The 19052-nt window shown below is 60.5% G+C and carries 16 protein-coding genes; 13 read left to right on the forward strand and 3 right to left on the reverse strand.

Annotated elements, in window-relative coordinates:
• The 6 genes from NOM06_RS03980 to NOM06_RS04005 all read left to right on the forward strand — a co-directional run bounded on the left by NOM06_RS03980 (position 1) and on the right by NOM06_RS04005 (position 8700).
• Positions 1-2991, forward strand: coding sequence for a YncE family protein (locus tag NOM06_RS03980; protein ID WP_255909976.1), 2991 nt, complete (start codon positions 1-3; stop codon positions 2989-2991).
• Positions 2991-3830 carry an FTR1 family protein gene (locus tag NOM06_RS03985; protein WP_255909977.1) on the forward strand — a complete coding sequence of 280 codons (840 nt, stop codon included), beginning with the start codon at positions 2991-2993 and terminating at the stop codon, positions 3828-3830. Before NOM06_RS03980 ends, NOM06_RS03985 begins: the two co-directional genes overlap by 1 nt.
• A 102-nt stretch (positions 3831-3932) precedes the next feature.
• Positions 3933-5357 carry an NAD(P)/FAD-dependent oxidoreductase gene (locus NOM06_RS03990; RefSeq protein ID WP_201902476.1) on the forward strand — a complete coding sequence of 475 codons (1425 nt, stop codon included), beginning with the start codon at positions 3933-3935 and terminating at the stop codon, positions 5355-5357.
• 34 nt (positions 5358-5391) lie between these two features.
• On the forward strand, positions 5392-5952 hold the full coding sequence (locus NOM06_RS03995; protein WP_255909978.1) for a hypothetical protein: 561 nt from the start codon (positions 5392-5394) through the stop codon (positions 5950-5952).
• A 200-nt stretch (positions 5953-6152) separates the two neighbouring features.
• Positions 6153-7418 (forward strand): hypothetical protein, encoded by a 1266-nt coding sequence (locus tag NOM06_RS04000; RefSeq protein WP_255910046.1) that lies wholly within the window; start codon positions 6153-6155, stop codon positions 7416-7418.
• Positions 7419-7488: 70 nt separating this feature from the next.
• Complete coding sequence (locus tag NOM06_RS04005) at positions 7489-8700, forward strand: Bcr/CflA family multidrug efflux MFS transporter (RefSeq protein ID WP_042055658.1); 1212 nt, start codon at positions 7489-7491, stop codon at positions 8698-8700.
• 86 nt (positions 8701-8786) lie between these two features.
• Here the strand turns inward: NOM06_RS04005 and nhaD are convergent, their stop codons facing one another.
• On the reverse strand, positions 8787-10211 hold the full coding sequence (nhaD, locus tag NOM06_RS04010; RefSeq protein ID WP_255909979.1) for a sodium:proton antiporter NhaD: 1425 nt from the start codon (positions 10209-10211) through the stop codon (positions 8787-8789).
• A 107-nt stretch (positions 10212-10318) separates the two neighbouring features.
• Positions 10319-10786, reverse strand: coding sequence for a DUF4357 domain-containing protein (locus tag NOM06_RS04015; protein ID WP_005333716.1), 468 nt, complete (start codon positions 10784-10786; stop codon positions 10319-10321).
• A 197-nt stretch (positions 10787-10983) separates the two neighbouring features.
• Here NOM06_RS04015 and NOM06_RS04020 point away from each other — a divergent pair, with 197 nt between their 5' ends.
• The 4 genes from NOM06_RS04020 (at position 10984) to NOM06_RS04035 (ending at position 16388) form a co-directional block, all read left to right on the forward strand.
• Entirely contained in the window at positions 10984-11664 is a 681-nt protein-coding gene (locus NOM06_RS04020; protein WP_255909980.1) for an ABC transporter ATP-binding protein, read from the forward strand.
• A 30-nt stretch (positions 11665-11694) separates the two neighbouring features.
• Positions 11695-14112: an FtsX-like permease family protein gene (locus NOM06_RS04025; protein WP_255909981.1), complete on the forward strand. Its 2418-nt coding sequence runs from the start codon at positions 11695-11697 to the stop codon at positions 14110-14112.
• Between the two features lie 203 nt (positions 14113-14315).
• Complete coding sequence (locus NOM06_RS04030; RefSeq protein WP_255909982.1) at positions 14316-15344, forward strand: lipocalin-like domain-containing protein; 1029 nt, start codon at positions 14316-14318, stop codon at positions 15342-15344.
• A 240-nt stretch (positions 15345-15584) separates the two neighbouring features.
• Complete coding sequence (locus NOM06_RS04035; protein ID WP_255909983.1) at positions 15585-16388, forward strand: DUF2971 domain-containing protein; 804 nt, start codon at positions 15585-15587, stop codon at positions 16386-16388.
• 302 nt (positions 16389-16690) lie between these two features.
• Here the strand turns inward: NOM06_RS04035 and NOM06_RS04040 are convergent, their stop codons facing one another.
• Positions 16691-17479: an alpha/beta fold hydrolase gene (locus NOM06_RS04040; RefSeq protein ID WP_255909984.1), complete on the reverse strand. Its 789-nt coding sequence runs from the start codon at positions 17477-17479 to the stop codon at positions 16691-16693.
• A gap of 118 nt (positions 17480-17597) precedes the next feature.
• Here NOM06_RS04040 and NOM06_RS04045 point away from each other — a divergent pair, with 118 nt between their 5' ends.
• The 3 genes from NOM06_RS04045 to NOM06_RS04055 are packed head-to-tail and all read left to right on the forward strand — an operon-like array spanning position 17598 to position 18859.
• Positions 17598-17981 carry an MmcQ/YjbR family DNA-binding protein gene (locus tag NOM06_RS04045; protein WP_201908858.1) on the forward strand — a complete coding sequence of 128 codons (384 nt, stop codon included), beginning with the start codon at positions 17598-17600 and terminating at the stop codon, positions 17979-17981.
• Positions 17978-18466, forward strand: coding sequence for a GNAT family N-acetyltransferase (locus NOM06_RS04050; RefSeq protein ID WP_236350402.1), 489 nt, complete (start codon positions 17978-17980; stop codon positions 18464-18466). Before NOM06_RS04045 ends, NOM06_RS04050 begins: the two co-directional genes overlap by 4 nt.
• A 57-nt stretch (positions 18467-18523) precedes the next feature.
• Positions 18524-18859, forward strand: coding sequence for a DUF3802 family protein (locus NOM06_RS04055; RefSeq protein ID WP_005333735.1), 336 nt, complete (start codon positions 18524-18526; stop codon positions 18857-18859).
• The last annotated feature ends 193 nt before the right edge of the window (positions 18860-19052 follow it).

Raw genomic sequence — 19052 nt, forward strand, 5'->3', positions numbered from 1 at the left:
ATGTTGAAGTCATCGTTCTCTGCATATTTGTCGCCCCTGCTGGCCCTCGTCCTGCTGCTGACCAGCCCCTTTGTCACTGCCCAGCAGATGGGTGCCGGGATGATCGCCTATGAGGAGGGAAGCGCCCCGCGCCTCGTCACCGCCAACCTGAGCGCAGGTTCCGTCACCCTGCTTGAGCGCGATAGCGGCAAGCGGCTCAAAGAGGTGCAGCTGGGGGGCGATCTGCGCCAGTTGGCCCGCGCCGATGATGGCACTCTGCTGGTCACCGACTACAGCGGCGATCGCCTGCTGCTGCTGGATGATGATCTCGATCTGGAAAAGGCGATCCCCACCGGTCATCGCCCCTATGGGGTCATCTTCGATGCCAAGCGGCAGTGGTTCTGGGTCACGTTGTTCGAATCCGCTCGCCTGCAGGCTTACGACAGCGCCGGCAACCTCCAGCTGGATGCAGAAACCGCCGAGACTCCCCGTGGACTAGCCCTGACCAACAACGATCGCCTGCTGCTGACCCACGCCATGACCGGCCAGCTCGCCATCTATGATCTCGCCAAGCTTGGCCACGGCGCCAAGGGTTCCTCGCTTCCCAAGCCCAAGCTCATTACCCTGACCGAAACCCATAGCGACACGCCGAGCGACTCGCAGGGCTTGCCGCGCCAGCTCGATGGCATCGCCCTCTCCCCCGATGGCAGCGAGGCCTGGCTGCCCCATGTGCTCTGGAGCTTCGATCACCCCTTCCAGTTTCAGAGCACCGTCTTTCCGGCCGTCTCCATCATCGATCTCGATGAGGAGAAAGAGCGGGTCGATGAAAGAAAACAGCTCTTTTTGCAGATCAATCTGCCAAGCGTCGGCAACCGCAGCCAGATCGTCTCCAACCCGTTTGCAGCCCGATTTGCCGCCGATGGCAAGCGAGTCTATCTGACCCTGGCTGGCTCGGAAGATCTGCTGGTGTTTGACCTCTCCCGCAGCGGCAAGTCCAACAACAACCGTCACCGCCGCAAGAAGTTTCAGGGGGGCGCCAAGGCGACCCAGCTCTTGCGTCACCTGCCGGGCCAGAATCCGCGGGATCTGCTGATCGATGGCGACCATATTCTGGTGCACAACGCCATGGGGCAGGATCTTACCCGCCTCAATAGCGGCGGTAGCGGCCCGTTTGCCCGAGTCACCGTCGATCTGCCCCACTTCGCCAAGCTGGTAGAGACGGATCCGCGCCCCGAACCGCTTCAGCGCGGTGAGCGGCTGTTTAACCTCGGTAACACAGCGTCCAACTCACGCTTCCCCATGGCGGGAGACAACTGGATGAGCTGCAACTCCTGCCATCTGGACGGGTTCAATTTCACCAACCGCTATCTGATGGCGGCCCATCGCCAGCAGAGCGGCGACAACGCCATCAACGGCCACGCCAACCTCACCAACATGGTGGCGGGTGATTTTGTCGGCGAATACCTGCGCATGACCCAGCAGACCCAGGGTGGCATGGGCCATGACACCCGCGATGGCGCCGAAACGGTTGACCCCGCCAAGCCCCAACCGGAAGTGAAAGCGATGATGGAGGACTTGCACGCCTTCGTCACCGCCGATGGCAACCTCCCCTATCTTGCCAACTGGCTGCGACTCGATGCCCCGCGCACGGATCCCGCCAGGGCGCCGACTACCCACCCGAAGGAGTGGCTCAACTCCGCCTCCTGCCAGAACTGCCACAGCCAAGCGTTCAAGGATTGGAGCGAGAGTAACCACCGGCTGATGGGCAACTCCCACCCCTACTACAAGGTGGTGCAGGCATTGGCCCGCGAAACCGAAGGGGAAGCGTTCGGCCAGTGGTGTCAGGGCTGCCATATGCCCCAGCAGGTGATGACCGGCCAGCAGGATCTACCCAAGGGCTCCCACATGTTCGAGCAAGGTGGCGCCTCGCTGATCGCTGCACACCAGAAAGGCGAGCCCGTGGTGGAAGAAGGCACCAGCTGCGTGCTCTGCCATCGCATCACCAAGGTAGAAGATGCGGGCGGCAACAGCGCCTTTACCGTGAATTTGAAAGACCGCGAGAGCTATGTGTTCGAGGATGCCGCGGGCGGCAGCCTCCAGCACTGGCTGGCCGAGCGGCAGATCAACGCCCGTCCGGCGGCCCACAAAGCCTCCTATCAGAAGGATTTCTACCGCGATGCCGCCCTGTGCAAGTCGTGCCACAACGAGTTTGCACCGGGCACCGGCGCCAATATCGTCAACACCTGGGACGAGTGGGAAAAATCCAGCTTCGCCAAGGCCGAGGATCCCGCCAAACGGCGCACCTGCATCGACTGCCACATGAACCCGGAGCCGGGCAATGGCGGCGCGCCGGTGGCGGGCAAGTCCACCGAAAACGGCACCATGAAAGCCCGGCTCTATCGCCACAACTTCACCGGCGCCCAGCACCAGCTGGTGGGGCTGCGCAATCCAGACCTTGAACAGGAGAGTCTGGCCCTGCTGCGCTCCAGCGCTACCCTCTCCGCCCGTATCGAACAGGCTGCCGATAGTCAGCAGCTGGTGGTGCGGGTCGCCAATACCGGCGCAGGCCATGCCCTTCCCACCGGGGTGGCCGATTTCCGTGAACTCTGGCTGGAGCTGACCGTCACCGACGCCAGCGGCAAGGTGGTGCTTGCCAGTGGCCAGCCGGTGGATGGTGCTGTCCCTGAGAATGCGAGACTGTTTCGCAAAGTGTTCGGCGATGCCGAGGGCAAGCCGGTGGGGCTCAAGTTCTGGCGTTACGCCAAACTGCTGGAAGATACCCGCATTCCGGCCGATGGCTGGCGCGATGAAGCCTGGCCGCTGCCCGCAGATGCCCAAGGGCCCTTCAAGGCCGATATCAAACTCAATTTCCGCACCTACCCCAAGTGGGTCAATGATGCGGTGCGCGCCGCCGAGCCCAGCTTGCCGGAGCCACCCATAGTGCAGCTAAATCGGTTGCAACTTACCTTGCAGCCTCTCTCCATCACGCCCGCTACGGAGCCTCAATCCTGATGTTTGCAAGTTTTCTCATTACCCTGCGCGAGGGGCTGGAAGCCTTCCTGCTGGTCGGCATCTGCCTCTCCTACCTCGCCAAGCTGGGGGCGAGCCGCTACAACAAGTTCATCTATCTGGGGGTGGGGCTTGGCCTTGTCGCCTCCCTTGTCGTCGCCTTCCTGTTCCAGGTGGTGGTGAGCCAGTTCGAGAGTGAGCGCTACAACCACCTGTTGATGGCGGGGATCCTGATCTTCGCCACTCTGGTGCTCACCTATATGGCGATCTGGATGCAAAAACAGGCCAAATCCCAGGTGGGGGCCATGACGGCGCGTATCGATGCGGCCATCGATGGCGGCAACCTGTTTGGGCTGGTGCTGCTCGCCTTTCTGGCGGTGATGCGCGAAGGGTTTGAAACCGTGCTCTTCTTCTCCGCCCTGCTCTACTCCGGGCAAGGGGTCGATCTGCAATCCGGCCTGATGGGCGCGCTGGCGGGGCTGCTGGTCTCCATCGCGCTGGTGTGGGGGCTGCTGCGCTCCACTCGCAAGGTGGCGCTGGCCCCCTTCTTCCGCTGGACCGGGCTGCTCATCATCATCATCGCCGCAGGCTTGCTGTCGTCCGCCGTCAATATGTTGCAGGCAGCGGACGTCATCACCTTCTGGACCACGCCGGTGTTCGACATCAGCCACATTCTCGACGATCAGGGGGTATTTGGTACCTTCCTGCGCGCCCTGTTTGGCTACAATGCCTCACCCGCTGGCTTGCAGCTGCTGACCTGGGCCCTCTATCTGGCGATCTTCGTTACCCTCTGGCAACGCAGCTACCGCCCGCAGGTGAGTACAGCGACTGGCAAGGGCTGAGCCCGCACGCCCTGTGGCAACAAGGCCACGGGGTAACAACACCATTCGGGAGCCGCGCCTTGGCGCGGTTCCCTTATCTATCAAGCAGTTTCGGAATAGGTCATGAGCGATAACAACAAGAAAAGCATTGCAGTGCTGGGCGCTGGCCCCGCCGGTTTGATGGCCGCCTGGCGCCTGCGCCGCGCCGGTTTTGCTGTCACCCTGTTCGAGCAGGAGCCGGTGGTCGGCGGCATGTGCGCCACCCAGACCTTCAAGGGGCGCGATGGGGAGTATCGCTTCGACTACGGCGGCCACCGCTTTATCACCAAAAACCCCGAGCTGCTCGCCTTTATCGACGAGCTGATGGGGGACGATCTGCTTCACGCCGAGCGCAAGAGCGTTATCCGCTTTGGCGGGCGCACCTATGACTACCCCTTGAACCTGCCCAACCTGCTCAAGACGGCGCCGCTCGCCCTGATGGCCGGTGCGGTAAAAGACTTGCTGCTGTTGCCCTTTAGCAAGAAGCCGGATGATTTCGCCAAGGCGAGCTTTGCCGAGTGGATCCAGAGCCACTTCGGCCGCACCCTCTACCGCCAGTTTTTCGAGGGCTACACCGGCAAGCTCTGGGGCATCAACCCGGACAAGCTCTCCGCCGACTGGGCCGGTCAGCGCATCAGTCTGATCGATCTCAAAGATGTGGCCCGCCGCCTGTTGCCAAGACGCAACGGCAGTATCTCGGTGCGCACCTATGCCCGCAAATACCGCTACCCCAAATATGGCTTCGGCCAGATCTTCACCACTCTGGGGGAGCGACTGGTTGCCGAGGGCGTTGAGCTCAAAACCGGCGCCACCATCACCCGCCTTGAGCAGGCTGATGGCCGCATCGAACGGGTTTATTGGAAACAAGATGACGTTGAGCAGAGCGAGCGCTTTGATCAGGTGATCTCCACCCTGCCGCTGCCGCTCACCTGCCAGCATCTGGGCTTGCCGTGCGATCTGCACTACCGGTCGCTTCGCTTCGTCAATATGCCGCTCAAACAGGAGAACCTGTCGGACAACACCTGGCAGTACCTCTCCGACCCCCATATTCTGGCGACCCGTCTGCAGGAGCCGCGCCGCCGCAGCCCCTTTATGGCGCCCCAAGGCCAGACCTCGGTAATGCTGGAGATCCCCTGCAATCCGGGGGATGCCACCTGGCAGGCTCCGCTTTCTGATCTGCGCGGTCGGGTTACCGCTGATCTGGCGAGCCTCGGCGTCGATACCCAGAAGCTTGGCGATGAGACCTTCGAAGCCCGCAGCGAGTACGCCTACCCACTGATGGATCTCGGCTATCAGGCCCGCCGCAACGAAGCGATCAAGGCGCTGATGCCCATCACCAACCTCATCATGACCGGCCGTCAGGGGACATTCCGCTACATCTTCACCGACACCGCCATGGAGATGGGGATGATGGCCGCTGACATGGTGATCGACGGGGTGGACAGACGCCATGCCATCTTCAACCATCGCAACGAAAATACCGTGATTGAAACCCAGAGCGTGGCCTGATGGCCGCGCCATTGGCATAAGTAAGGAGAACAGGATGACCATCCGCCCGGGTTTACTCGCCCTCACCCTGCTGCTGGCCCTGAGCGGGCAGGCGCAGGCTTACTCCTACGCCGCCGCCGGCAAGGAGCCACTGATCGACGCCCGCGAAGCGCTGCTGGGCGCCGCCACTGACGGCAAGGATGCCAGCACCACCTTGAGCGAGATTGCCGATGAGCTGAGCTATCTGGAACAGCACCACAAGGTGGAGCTGCAAGGGCCGCTGGCCGCCGCCATCAAGGCCCAAGATGCCGCAGCCACCGCCGCCCTGCTCAATCGTGCCTACAAGGCGGAGATCGAGCGCCGCCTCGAAGGGGCCAGCCAGAATCTCGGCGACTACCAGACCGCCAAGGTGCTGGTGGTCAAGAGCAAGCGCTTCCTCGACTTGATCCTCCCCTCCCTCAGTGAAGGGGATCGCAAGGCGGCAGAGCAGGCGCTGGCCAAAGTGCTGGATGCCATCGGCAACCCGGGGGTATTCGGGGTAGGTGCCAAGCCCGCCGACGCCGCCGCCTTTGCCGCAGCGGAAAAAGCGCTGATGGCCGTGCTGGCGCAGCTGTGATAGCCACCAGCCAAGCATTGCGCCATCTCGCTGTGACAAACGGTGGGTTTCGCTTCGCTCTACCCACCCTACGCACGGCCTACCGATAAATGCACCCGGACGCCGGTTTGCCCCCTTCTCCCCTGGCGGGAGAAGGGCTGGGGATGAGGGGGAAGGCAACGTATCGGCGTTGGACTTCCCCCTGCTCAATCACCATTTGGCTGCTTGCCCTGCTGCAACTGGCCTGGCTTTACTGGCTGCTAGCCTTCCCGGTGTCCCTCGATTCCGACGATGCTCTCAATTTTGCCCACGGGGTGACGCGCTTTAGCGTGCTGGAGTTCTCTCCCCACTTTCCGGGCTACCCCGCCTTTATCTGGCTGGCGCGGCTGATCAATCTGGCGGTAGACTATCCGGCCCGCGCGGTGCAGTGGGCCAGCCTCTTGGGTAGCAGTTTGCTGGCCCCGCTCGCCGCCTTGCTGGCGGTCAGATTGTGGCAACGGCCCAGCCTGCTCGCCCCAGTCTGGCTGCTGGTGCTGGCCCTGCCGCTCACCCCGACGCTGGCGCTCTCCGGCCTTTCGGATGGGCCCGCGCTCGCCGCCTGGCTCGGGACGCTACTGGCCTTGCAGCAGCGCAGAATTGCACTGGCGGGTCTGCTGCTGGGCCTTATGCTGGCGCTGCGCCCCTCCTATTTTGTGCTGGCGTTGCTGCCGCTTTGGCTGGGGATGGCACAAAAGGGTCAGCGACTTAACTTTCTGCTCCCGATTATTCTGGTGGGGCTAGCCTGCCTGCTGTTTGTCTGGCAGGCCGATGGCGGGGCCTATTTCAGCGAAGGGCGCCGATTTACTGACGGCCACTTTACCCTGTGGGGCAACACGGCAGCGGCCCACGGCGATCGGCTGCTGAGCTGGGCGCGCACCTTCAACGATCAGCTCACCCCGCTCTGGCCGCTATTGATGGGGGCATTGCTGGTGCTGCCGCTGTGGCAAAGATCAAAAAAACACCCTGCCGTCCTCCCCCCGCTCTGGACGCTCTACTGGCTCGCCCTGCTGCTCTGGACCCTGTTTGGCCAGAATCCCGACAATCCCCGCCATCTGGCCCCCATCACCCTGCTCGGTCTCGTGCTGCTGGCAGGCTGGCTGCCGCGCCGTGGAGAGTCGGTGGTCGCGGTGGCCGGATTGCTGCTGCTCGGCGCGACCTTTACCCTGCCCCGTCCGCCCGCCATGGTGCAGGCAGCAAGGCTGGCAGAGAAAGCGTGCCCTGCGCTGGTGACCCAGTGGGGGGTAAGATTGCTGCGGGAGACCACGGCACTGCCGGTGACCGATGGCTGGTACAAGGGGGATGCGGCGCTGGCGCTCTCTCAGGGAGCCTGTCGCCTCAGTCGCCGCCCCATCGCCGCGAGCGAAATGCCCACTGCGGTGCGCCAGCACTGGTTTGCCCCGCGCTTTGCCGCCGAGCCCGGCCTCTGGCTCGCCATACCGGATCCATAGCCGCGACAAAACTGATAGACTGTTTTTTTCGCGCTTTTCAACCCGACGTTTCGCATCAACTGGACACCCTATGCCCCAATCGCCAACAGCTCAGGCTGCCGCCCTCTCCCCCCGTTTCCTGTTTATCCTGCTCGGCGCTCTGGCGGGTCTGACCCCGCTGGCGGTGGATATGTATCTGCCCGCCATTCCGGCCATCGCCCGGGATCTGGCCACCAGCATCGACGGCGCCCAGCTCACCATCAGCGCCTTTCTGGGCGGCTTTGCCATCGGCCAGCTCTTCTACGGCCCGCTGGCCGACAGCTATGGCCGCAAGCCGGTGATACTGGCGGGGCTGGTGATGTTTGCCATCGCCTCGGTGGGCTGCGCCATGGCGGACTCCCTGCCTGAATTGCTGGCCTATCGGATGTTACAGGCGGCGGGCGGCGCGGCCGGCTCTGTGGTGGTCAATGCCCTGCTGCGCGATCTGTTTGAGAAGGATGCGTTTTCTCGCGCCATGTCGTTCGTCATTCTGGTGATGACGCTGGCGCCGCTGGTAGCGCCGGTGGTGGGCGGCTATATCAGTGCCCACGCCGACTGGCGGGTGATCTTCTGGCTGCTGGTGGGGATCAGCCTGCTGATCTGTCTGGTGATGCAGTGGAAAATTCAGGAGACCCTGAAACCTGAGCACCGCCAACCCCTTAATCTGGGCCAGATCCTCAAAAACTACTGGGGGGTGCTCTCCCATCGCGGCGCCATGGGCTATGTGCTGTGCGGCTCCCTCTCCAGCTCCGGCATGTTCGCCTTCTTAAGCGGCTCCCCTTACGTCTATATCGAGTATTTCAAGGTACCGACCGAGCACTACGGCTGGCTGTTTGGCCTCAATATCCTGCTGATGATGGTGGTCACCTTCGTCAATAGCCGACTGGTGAAAGGGGTGGGCGCCGAGCGGATGCTGCAATACGGCCTGCTGGTGCTGCCCTGCGCGGGCGCCCTGCTGGTCTACAACGCCTGGAGCCAGACCGGCGGTCTGTGGGGCATCGTCATTCCGGTGGTGCTGTTTGTCGGCCATATCAGTCTGGTGGGCGCCAACGCCATGACCGGCCTGATGGGCCACTTCCCGCAATCTGCGGGCACCGCCTCGGCACTGGCGGGCACCCTGCGCTTTGGCATCGGCGCCCTGGTCGGCATTCTGGTCAACCTCAATCCGCCCCACTCGCCGCTGCCCATGGCCATCGCCATCGCCTGCTGCGGGGTGGGTTCGACTCTGAGTTACTGGCTGCTGACCGGCAAGCGAGGCGATTGATCCCCCTCCCCCCTGTCAGGAAAACGAAAGAGGCTTCCGTCAACGGAAGCCTCTTTTCGTATTGGCTCGTACTGACGCCCAGACGTTCAGAACTGGGCACTGTTGAGCCAGAGGTGCGCCCCTATGCTCACAAGATAACCGAGCAAGATAGCCGGCAGCCACTTCAGGTGGCCAAAGAAGGTATACATGCCGTGGGCCTGTCCCATCAGGGCCACCCCGGCCGCAGAGCCGATGGAGAGCAGGCTGCCGCCCACTCCAGCGGTCAGGGTCACCAGCAGCCACTGCCCCAGCGCCATATCCGGGTTCATCGACAGCACGGCAAACATCACGGGAATGTTGTCGATGACGGAGGACAAGACCCCGATGAAGATGTTGGCCATGGTGGGATCCCCAGCGTCATACAGCCAGTGTGACACCAGCTCCAGATACCCCATAAAGCCCAGCCCACCGACACACATCACCACCCCGTAGAAGAAGAGCAGGGTATCCCACTCCGCCTTGGCCACCTTGTTGAACACATCGAATGGCACCACAGAGCCCAGACTGCGCAACCGCACCTCATCGCCATTGCGTTCATAGAGCGCACGCTTGCGGGCAAGGGATCGCGGCAGCGACTTGCGCAAATAGAAGCCGAAAAACTGCAGATAACCGAGCCCCAGCATCATGCCCAGTACGGGTGGCAGATGGAGGAAACTGTGGCATAGCACCGCCGTGATGATGGTCAGCAAGAACAGCGCGACGATGCGACGGGCCCCCCGCTTGAGATCGACCACCTCGTTATCAGCCTCCGGCACATGACGCGGCACCATCAGGCTCATCAGGATGGCTGGCACCAGAAAATTGAGCAGAGAGGGAATAAGCAGGGTGAAGAACTGGCCAAATTGCACCTTGCCCGCCTGCCACACCATCAGGGTGGTGATATCCCCAAAGGGACTGAACGCCCCTCCGGCGTTGGCGGCGATCACTATGTTGATGCAGGCAAGATTGACAAAACGCCGATCACCGTTGGCCACCTTCAACACCACGGCGCACATCAAGAGCGCTGTGGTCAGGTTATCTGCCACCGGCGAAATACAAAAAGCAAGCCCGCCGGTCAACCAGAACAGGGTGCGCAAGTGAAAGCCGGATCGCACCAGCCAGGCGCGCAGGGCATCGAACAGCCGCCGGTCCTCCATGGCGTTGATATAGGTCATCGCCACCAGCAGGAACAGCATCAGCTCGGCATATTCCAGCAGGGTATGGCGAAATGCCTGCTCGGCGACAGGGCTCATCCCCTGCTGTGCATAGGCGATACCGATCAGGATCCAGATCACCCCGGCGGCCACCAGCACGGGTTTGGACTTGCGCAGTTGCAGATACTCTTCAGCCATCACCAGGGCGTAGGCCAACACAAACAATCCGACACAAAAAAGACCGATTGAGGAGGATGTCAACAGAACAGGGCCACTACTGGCATGGGCGGGAAGGATAAACAGGGACAGCAGCAAAATAACTGGGGTAAGCGCAGACATGGTCTCTTCCTTTTAGAACCATCTGGCAATGATGCTAACACCTGGATGAAAAGAAAAATTCATCCAGGTCAATTAACGCTTAATTGGTTTGCTGTCGAAACGAGGGATTATTTCTTGCCGAAACCCGACTGCTTGAGGGTATAGCCTGCGCTGTTTTGCCAGGCATCCAGACCGCTGCGGTTATTGCCCGCCACCAGACTGGCGGCCAGACTCGGGCTGTTGAACAGCTGATCGGCGGTAAAGACAAAGCCGCCCTGACTGCGGGGCACTATGACCCCCTTCTCCAGCAATTCGTGACGCAGCTCGATCACCGCTTCACGCAGGGAGGCGGCATCCTCGCCATTGGCGGTGGAACCGGCCAGCACCATAAAACCCGGATTTTGCCGCTTGCCCACCGGATAACCGTGGGCCTCGGCCCCTTTGCCGTTGAAGTGGTAGAGCTCGCGCTCCCCCGGCCGGTTGTCGGAGAGTGCCTTTTGCAGGGTCATCAGCTCGTTGTAGATCTCGATGGGGACGACGGCAGCCTGCTTGTTGCCCTTGCTATCGATGATAAAACTGACTTGCTTGTGTAACATCCTTGCTCATCCTGTGACCCATGGAAGCCCCTATTCTAACCACCTCGGGCAAGCGGGATCCAGCGAGGATCCACTGCTCTTTTGCCGCCTTGATCACTAACTTGCACTCTTGATCAACCGTAAGGGGTGTTGATCATTACCGACCGTGCTAGCGTACCAAGCATGATGAAAGCCATTGACCATCAAACGGTTACCCCATGCTGACCCTGCGCAACCTCTGCAAGAGCTTCGATAACGGCAGTGAACGACTGCCGCTGTTCCACCATCTCGATCTCGATCTTCCCGCTGGCGAGATCACCCTGCTGCTGGGCCAAAGCGGCTGCGGCAAGTCCACCCTGCTCAATCTGATCGCCGGGCTGATTGCACCGGACGAAGGGGAGATCTGGCTGGGGGAGACCCGGATCGACACCCGCTCCCCCGACGAGCGGGCGCGCCTGCGGGGCCGCCATTTCGGTATCGTCTATCAGGATTTCAACCTGCTGCCGACCCTGAACGTGGCCGAGAATCTGGCCCTGCCGCTCGCCATCAACGGCATGCCACCGGATGAGACAAAGATTGACCTGTTGCTGCAACGGCTCGATATGAGCCACAAGCGCCATGCCTGGCCGGAGCAACTCTCCGGCGGCCAGCGACAGCGGGTGGCGCTGGCCCGCGCCCTTATCCATCAGCCCCAGTGGCTGCTCGCCGACGAGCCCACCGGCAGCCTCGATGAGCACAATGCCGAACAGGTGATGGCGCTGATGGTGGCAGCGGTGCGGGACACAGGCGCAGGCTTGCTGCTGGTGAGCCACAACCCCGCCTATGCTGCGCTGGCAGACAGAGTGCTTCGCCTCGAAGGGGGGCAACTTATCGAGCTCAAGGGGCCCCATCATGACTAAACAGCAACTGCGTCTGTCGGGGGCACGCTGATGCTGCCACTCAAAGCGCTGCTGCGCCTCTATCGCAGTCACCCCTGGTTGCTGCTGATGAGTCTGGCCGGGCTGGTATTGGGGGTATCGCTGGTGGTGGCCATCGAGCTGCTCAATCACAGTGCCCGCACCAACTTCGTCGCCGCCCGCAGCCAGCTGGCAGGGGAAGCCAACTACCGGCTGGCTCCCGCTGGCGGGCTGGATGAGCAGCTTTACGTGCAACTGGTGACAAGCCAGCCCGCCTTGGATGCCATGCCCCAGCTCCATGGCTGGCTCAAGGATGAGCAGGGGCGCAGCTTTCAACTGCTGGGGATGGATCTCTTCAACCCCGGCCCCCTGCGCCAGCTGTTTGACGCCCGACCCGCGAGCGAGCCCGTCTTTTCCTTGAACCGTGCCGACAGCATCTGGCTGGCGGCCCCCGAAGCGGCGCGACTTGGCTGGCAAGCGGGCCAGAGCCGCCGTTTTGTGCTGAGCGGCAGCGATGGCGCCCGAACCCTGACGCTGGCGGGCACGTTTGAACCGAGCGCCATGCCCATGGAGCGGCTGCTGATAACCGACATCGGCCTCGCCCAGCCGCTGCTGGATAAAGCGGGTCGGCTCGATCGCATCGTCTTCAAGCTAAGCGAATCAGAGGCTCGCACTCTGCAGGCCACCCTGCAAACCCGTTACCCTAACCAGCCTTTGTGGCTTGAGCCCATCAGCCCGGCGCTCGATGCCAGCCAGCTTGGCGATGCACTGGCCCTTAACCTGACGGCGCTCTCATTGCTCGCCATGGCGGTGGGACTGTTTCTGGTGTTCAACGCCCAGCGATTTGTGCAGAGCGTGCGCCGCCCCCAGCTGGCCCAGTTGATCATTCTGGGGATGGGGCCGAGCCGGGTGCTCCGCTGGCTCATTCTGGAGCTGCTTATTCTCGCCACCCTCGGCACCCTGCTCGGGGTGCTGCTCGGCAGCCTGTTGGCCCTGGCGCTGATGGGGCAGCTCACCCAGGCGCTGGCCGATCTCTATGGGCCCAACCCCATCGAACTGCTTCGCCTCTCCCCCGTGAGCCTGCTCAAGGCGCTGTTGATCGGGCTGTTCGGCACGCTGGCCGCCAACCTGCCCGGCTGGTGGCAGCTGCTGCGCCAATCCCCCCTCGAACTGCGCGCCGGGAGCAGCCGCCCCCCCGCTCACCCGTGGCGACGGCGCGTGCTGGCCATCGCCATCTTGTTGCTGTGCGCCGTTTGCCTGTGGCTGCCGCAAACCGGTCTCACCGGTGCGCTGTTTATCGCCGGAGGCTGGCTGCTGGCCATGGCACTCTGGCTGCCCGATGCCCTGCGCGGCCTGCTTGGCTGGTTGCGACGGCGTGCGGGCGGCCCCCTCACAGCCCGGCTCGGGGTGGCCGAGACCCTCTATCATCTCGACCGCACCGCCATCGCGGTGATGGCGTTGCAGCTGGCCATCGCGGCGGCCATCGGCATCGGGGTCATGGTGTCGAGTTTTCGCTCAAGCGTGGAGATCTGGCTCGGCCAGCGTCTGGCCGCCGATCTCTATGTCACCGCCCCCAAGGGGGTGGCGGGCAACAAAGGCACCTTGAGCGACACAACCCTCGAGACCCTGCTCACCAACCCGCTGGTAAGCGCCGCCTCGCGCCGCTCGGTGCACCCTGCCCGCTGGCAGGGGCAGCCCATCGAGTGGGCGCAGATGGACTTTATCCCCCAGCTTAAAGCGGCCTATCCGCTGCTGGCCGGACGCTGGCCCACCCGTCCCGACGAGGTGCTGGCAAGCGAACCGCTGACGGTACGCCTCGGGGTCAAGGTGGGCCAGCAGTTGGCGATCAGCGGCGAGCAGGGGCCACGGCAGCTCACCGTCACTGGTGTCTATCAGGACTACGGCAGCGACAAGGGGCAGATCCTGCACGCCTTCGAAGGGGGGGCGGTGCAATCCCTCGCCCTCTTTAGCAACGACCCCGAGCAGCTGGCCGACCGCCTGCGCGAGCGCTTTGGCGAGCAGCTCAATCTGCTCTCCGCCCCCGCCATTCACAGCGCGGCGCTCAAGGTATTTGACCAGACTTTTGTGGTGACCGAGCTATTGAAACTGCTGATCCTCGGCATCGCCTTTGTCGGGATCGGCTCGGCCTTTATGGTGCTGGGGCTGGCGCGACGTGGCGAGCTGCAGACCTTGCAGAGTCTGGGCTTGAGCCCCCGCCACTGCCGCCAGCTGCTGGTGTGGCAAGGGGCGGGATTGGGGCTGCTTACCGCCCTGCTGGCCCTACCGGTGGGGTATGGCCTCGCCTGGGTGCTGATCGAGGTGGTCAATCCCCGCGCCTTTGGCTGGCGCCTCGCCTTCGAAGCCGCCCCCCTTCATGCGGTCACCGCCCTGTTGCTGGCACCGGTCTGTGGCGCACTGGCCTCCTGGTATGCGGCAAGGAGAGTGGTATGACATATCGGTTAGCGCACTGGCTCAGCCATAGCTTGAAGCTCCCATTAACCACGTCCCTCTCTCCGCCCTTTCTTCAGCGCAGAGAAGATCACAGTGCGGCATTGAACCATCCCCTCTCCCTTTGGGAGAGGGCCAGGGTGAGGGGAAGCTTGCCCTCTTTGCGGTTCCTGTGGCTCGCCGTCCTCTTGCTCCCACTGATTGCCATGATTGGCAGCGCGCAGGCCAGCGATCTGGGCGCCCTGCTCGGCGGCGGCAGCGACAGCGACAGCTTTAAAAGGGTGCTGCCGGGGCAAACTATCCAATTGCCGGAGGATCACGCCGCCCACCCCGATTACCGCTCCGAGTGGTGGTATCTCACCGGCAACCTCAAGGATGAACAGGGGCGCGAATATGGCATGCAGTGGACCCTGTTTAGGCAGGGTATCGAGCAAGATCTCCGCACCAGCAACCCCTGGCTCACCCCCCAGCTCTGGCTGGCCCAGTTTGCCATCACGGATCTCGACCGTGGCAGCCACCAGCAAGATGAGCGGGCCAGTCGGCAGGGGCCGGGACTGGCGGGGGCCAGTGGTGGCCAATATTGGCTCAGGGAGTGGCGACTTGCCTCGCAAGGGGCGGCGCTCTTCCCTGCCACCCTCAAGGTGCAGAGCAAGATTGGCGACCTGAACCTCACCGTCACTGCCGCCAAGCCGCTGGTGCTGCAAGGCAAGGCCGGTTACAGCGAGAAGAGCCCGGGCAACGCCTCCTTTTACTACTCCTACCCGCGCCTCACTCTTCGCGGCACCCTGACTCGCGATGGCGAGACCCGCACCGTCACCGGACAAGGGTGGTTTGATCACGAGTGGAGCAGCTCGGTATTGGCCGAGTGGCAATCGGGCTGGGACTGGTTTTCCCTGCAACTGGCCGATGGCCGCGAGCTGATGCTGTTTCGCCTGCGCACCAAATCGGGACGCACTGAGCCTGAGAACCGCTACGGCATCTTGATTGAGCGGGATGGCAGCAGCCGGGTGCTCGCCCCCGACGCGATTCGCCTCACCCCGGGCAACACCTGGCGCGGCCCCAAGGGGCAGAATTACCCCGTCGAGTGGCAGCTAAACGCCGCCGGAATGAGCCTCACCATCCAAGCCCGTCAGCCCAATCAGGCCATGACAGGTCGCTTTGACTACTGGGAGGGAGCGGTAACGGTGGAGGGAGATGCCAAGGGGGTCGGCTATCTGGAGATGACGGGGTATTGAGAGGAAGAGGCCACTCCCCACATGCACCGGCTGAAAACAAGATAGCCGTCAAAAAATAACCTCAAATCCCGAGAACTGGGTGACGTTTACTCAACAGATTAATGGATGCTTGATACTATATCCATCCGGTCCATTATTCTCTTGTTATAGATAATTTTTATCATCAACATACAAGTTCAAGAGAATCCGAAAAATCATATTATAATGTGCTAATGTAACTTACAGAACTTGGGAATAAAAATGAGCATTCCAAAAAAACTATATAAATATGAAACCGTATCTGTTCAGTCATTACTTAACTTGAAGTCTCAGGTAATTTATTTTGCACCACCATCTGGATTTAACGACCCTTATGATTGTGCGATAAAAGCTCAAATTCAAGATCCAACAGACCAAGAACTAGAAGAGCTAAAGAAAATATATTTGGAAAAAGAATGGCCAAGTCATGTCATGGATAAATTGTCTTCAACCCCGCTAGAAAAACTGAAACCAATGCTAATGAGTGCGGCACGAGAAGCCAATAATATTGTTATAGATACATTTATAGAAAATAGAGGAATTTCTTGCTTCTCAGAGGTTTGTGATGACTTGTTAATGTGGGGGCACTATTCTGGAAAACACACAGGTTTTTGCTTGGAATTTAACACTGAAGATGAGATTTTTGAAAGAGCTAGAAAAGTTATTTATGTAGATGACATGCCGAAATTAAATGTTCTTAGTGTTTACGGCAAAGGTCAACGTGGTGATATACTTGACCTGTTTTGTACAAAGTCAAAATCTTGGGAATATGAAAAGGAGTGGCGCTGTATTCATAATGAAGCAGGAACAGCCTATACATACTCAGCAAATGCATTAACTGCGGTATATTTTGGTCCAAAAATAAATACACACATGCTTGAGATAATATGTCTTATATTACAAGGTCAGAACTCAAACATACGATTTTGGGAAGGTAAGCGTAGCGAGCATACCTTTAAAGTAGAGTTTAAAGAGTTTTTCTACACTCCATATCTCAGAGCTAAACAATTGGGATTGAGGACATAACAAGAAAAATAATCTCTATTTCACAAGGTTTCCAAGGGCCGTAGGTTCGCTTAGCGAAATGTAATCTGACGTTCACGAACGGCCCGTCAACATTAGACATAAAGGGTGATATATATGTAATAACTAAATATAAAAATCTCCGCCAACAAAAAGAAATCCCTTCCTGTGGTTTCGATTACGCTGAGCAAATCCAGTCTATTCGAAATACAAAAATTACGATAGATGGTTTTAATATAATATTCCCGTGTTGGGTTTCGCTCCGCTCAACCCAACCAACCAACCAACCTTATCTATTAAATAGCTTATATCGCAGACGTCTGGTTGGATATAAACGCCAACGACTGCCGATTAAAGTGCTCCGGCTGCTCCACATTACAGACATGGCCGCACTGCTCAATGACCGCCAGCGAAGAGCTGGCATCGCGGGCCACCTGTTCGCGTACCGGCGCCAGAAACATATGATCCTCCTCCCCCATCACATAGAGGGTGGGAATGGGCAGGGAGCGTTCGCGAAAATAACGCATCAGCGGGTTAACCTCGGTGGCGAGGCGGAACCAGCGTTTGAACTCTTTCTGGCACAGCTTGCGGGCCTCGCGCACAAAGAGGTTGCGCGACTCCTGATGGTGCTGGCGCGGCATGATGATGAAGGCAAACAGCCGGTAGAGCCACATATAGGGCAGGAAGTGCTGGCCGAGTCGGCCCAGCTGCACCAGTACCCGCGAGCGGATATCGAGCCGCAAAATGGCGCCCCCCAGTACCATGCTTTTCACCCGCTCCGGGCAGAGCTCGGCCAGATGGCGAATAAGGATGGTGCCAAGGGAGATGCCGACGAAGTGGGCGCGGCGGATATCGAGATGATCGAGCAGCCGAACGATATCTTCGGTCACTTCCCGAAAGCTGTAGTGGCCCTTGACCACCTGTTGCAGCTGGTGAGACTGGCCGTGGCCGCGCAAGTCCAGCAGCAGCACATTGAAGTGCTCGCGATAGGCGCGCAGCTGCTTGAACCAGATGGAGGAGCTGCCACCGGCGCCGTGGACAAACACCACCCAATCCCGCTCGGGACCCAGTTCGAAAGTCTTGTGATACAACATCCAATAGGCTCCCTTGGTGATGGGGGGTATACTCGGCTGCGCGCATATTAACAGAACAGCCCCGCCGATAGATATGCGCCTGACATGACCCGGATCACCCCTTGCGCGAGAACCCACCATGGATTTGACCCGTTTGCGCCACTTTCTGCTGACCCTGCCGGGCGCCACCGAAGATACCCCGTTTGGCCCGGAGATCCTGGTCTACCGCATCGCGGGAAAGATGTTCGCGCTGGTGGATTGGCAGGCCGAGCCGCTTACCATCAACCTCAAATGCGAGCCCGAGCTGGCGTTGCTGCTGCGCGAGATCCACCCCGAGGTCAAACCGGGTTGGCATATGAACAAACAACACTGGAACACAGTGACCCTGAACAGCACCTTGCCGGATGATCTGTGGCAGGGCTGGGTGCACCACTCCTATGAGCGGGTTGTCGCGGGTCTGCCCAAAGCCAAACGGCCACAGGCGCCGCGTCCCCTCCCCACCACTGACGACCCAACCTTATGACCCCAGCACTTAGTCCAGCACTTTGCATTGTCCCCCTTGGCGAGGCACATATCCCCGCCCTCGTGACCCTGTTTGAGCAGGCGGTGCGACGCAGCGGCCCCGAGCACTACAGCGCCGAGCAGGTGGAGCAGTGGGCCCTCGGTTCACAACATCCGGGCTTTGTCAGCCAGCTGCGCGAGCACCACGGCTGGGTGGCGGAGCAGGCAAATGTGCCCCTCGGGTTTGTCACCCTGAGCCCCGATGGCCACCTCAGTCTGCTCTATGTGGGCGCCGACCATCAGCGCCAGGGACTGGGCAATCTGCTGCTCACCACGGCGCTCGCGGGGGCCAGAGGGCTCGGTATGACCCTCATCACCACCGAGGCCAGCGCCTTCAGTTATGAGCTATTTTTACGACATGGCTTTACGTTGACCGGGCTGGAGTGCGTGGAGCGGGGCGGAGTCAGTTTTACTCGCCATCGCCTGCACTGCTGCTTGCCAAGCTAGGGCAAGCCACTAAAATACGCTTAATTTTCGTATTGTTACTGTATTGAGGCAGCAACCATGGTGGTAGAAAGTGAAGGCTATATCTCGCTGATCGAGTATCTGGTGGAGAGTTTGGGATTGTTTGAATCCCAGCAGCAGAACGATGGTGAAGAGACCATCGAAGATCTGGTCAGTGGCCGTGTTGCCAGCAACCTGATGGCCATTTGCGAGCAAAACCCCCAGCTCGATCCCAAGGTGCGTTTCGCCATCATGCAGGAGGCGGACGCCGTGGTCGCCGATCTGGAAGAGGTGCTCTCCGCCGTCTGGCTGCGCGCCCCGACCCCGGAACAGAAAACCTTCCTCATCGAGTTTATCGATCTCATCAAGAACCTGTTCGACAGCGCCATCGGCTGATCTGCCGTCAGGCCCTCTCGCCCAACGCAAGATTTCAAAGCAGCAGATAAGGAAAAGGGCCGCCTTGGTGGGCAGCCCTGCTTGCTATCATTTTCAACCCGCCAGTGCGTTCATTCATCAGGCGGTTATCAAGGCAAGAAATGTGTCTGGACTTTGCATCCGATCCCTGGACGCTACCTAGTTAGTCCCGACT

This window comes from Aeromonas sp. JL9, from assembly GCF_024436075.1.
Taxonomy (GTDB): domain Bacteria; phylum Pseudomonadota; class Gammaproteobacteria; order Enterobacterales; family Aeromonadaceae; genus Aeromonas; species Aeromonas veronii.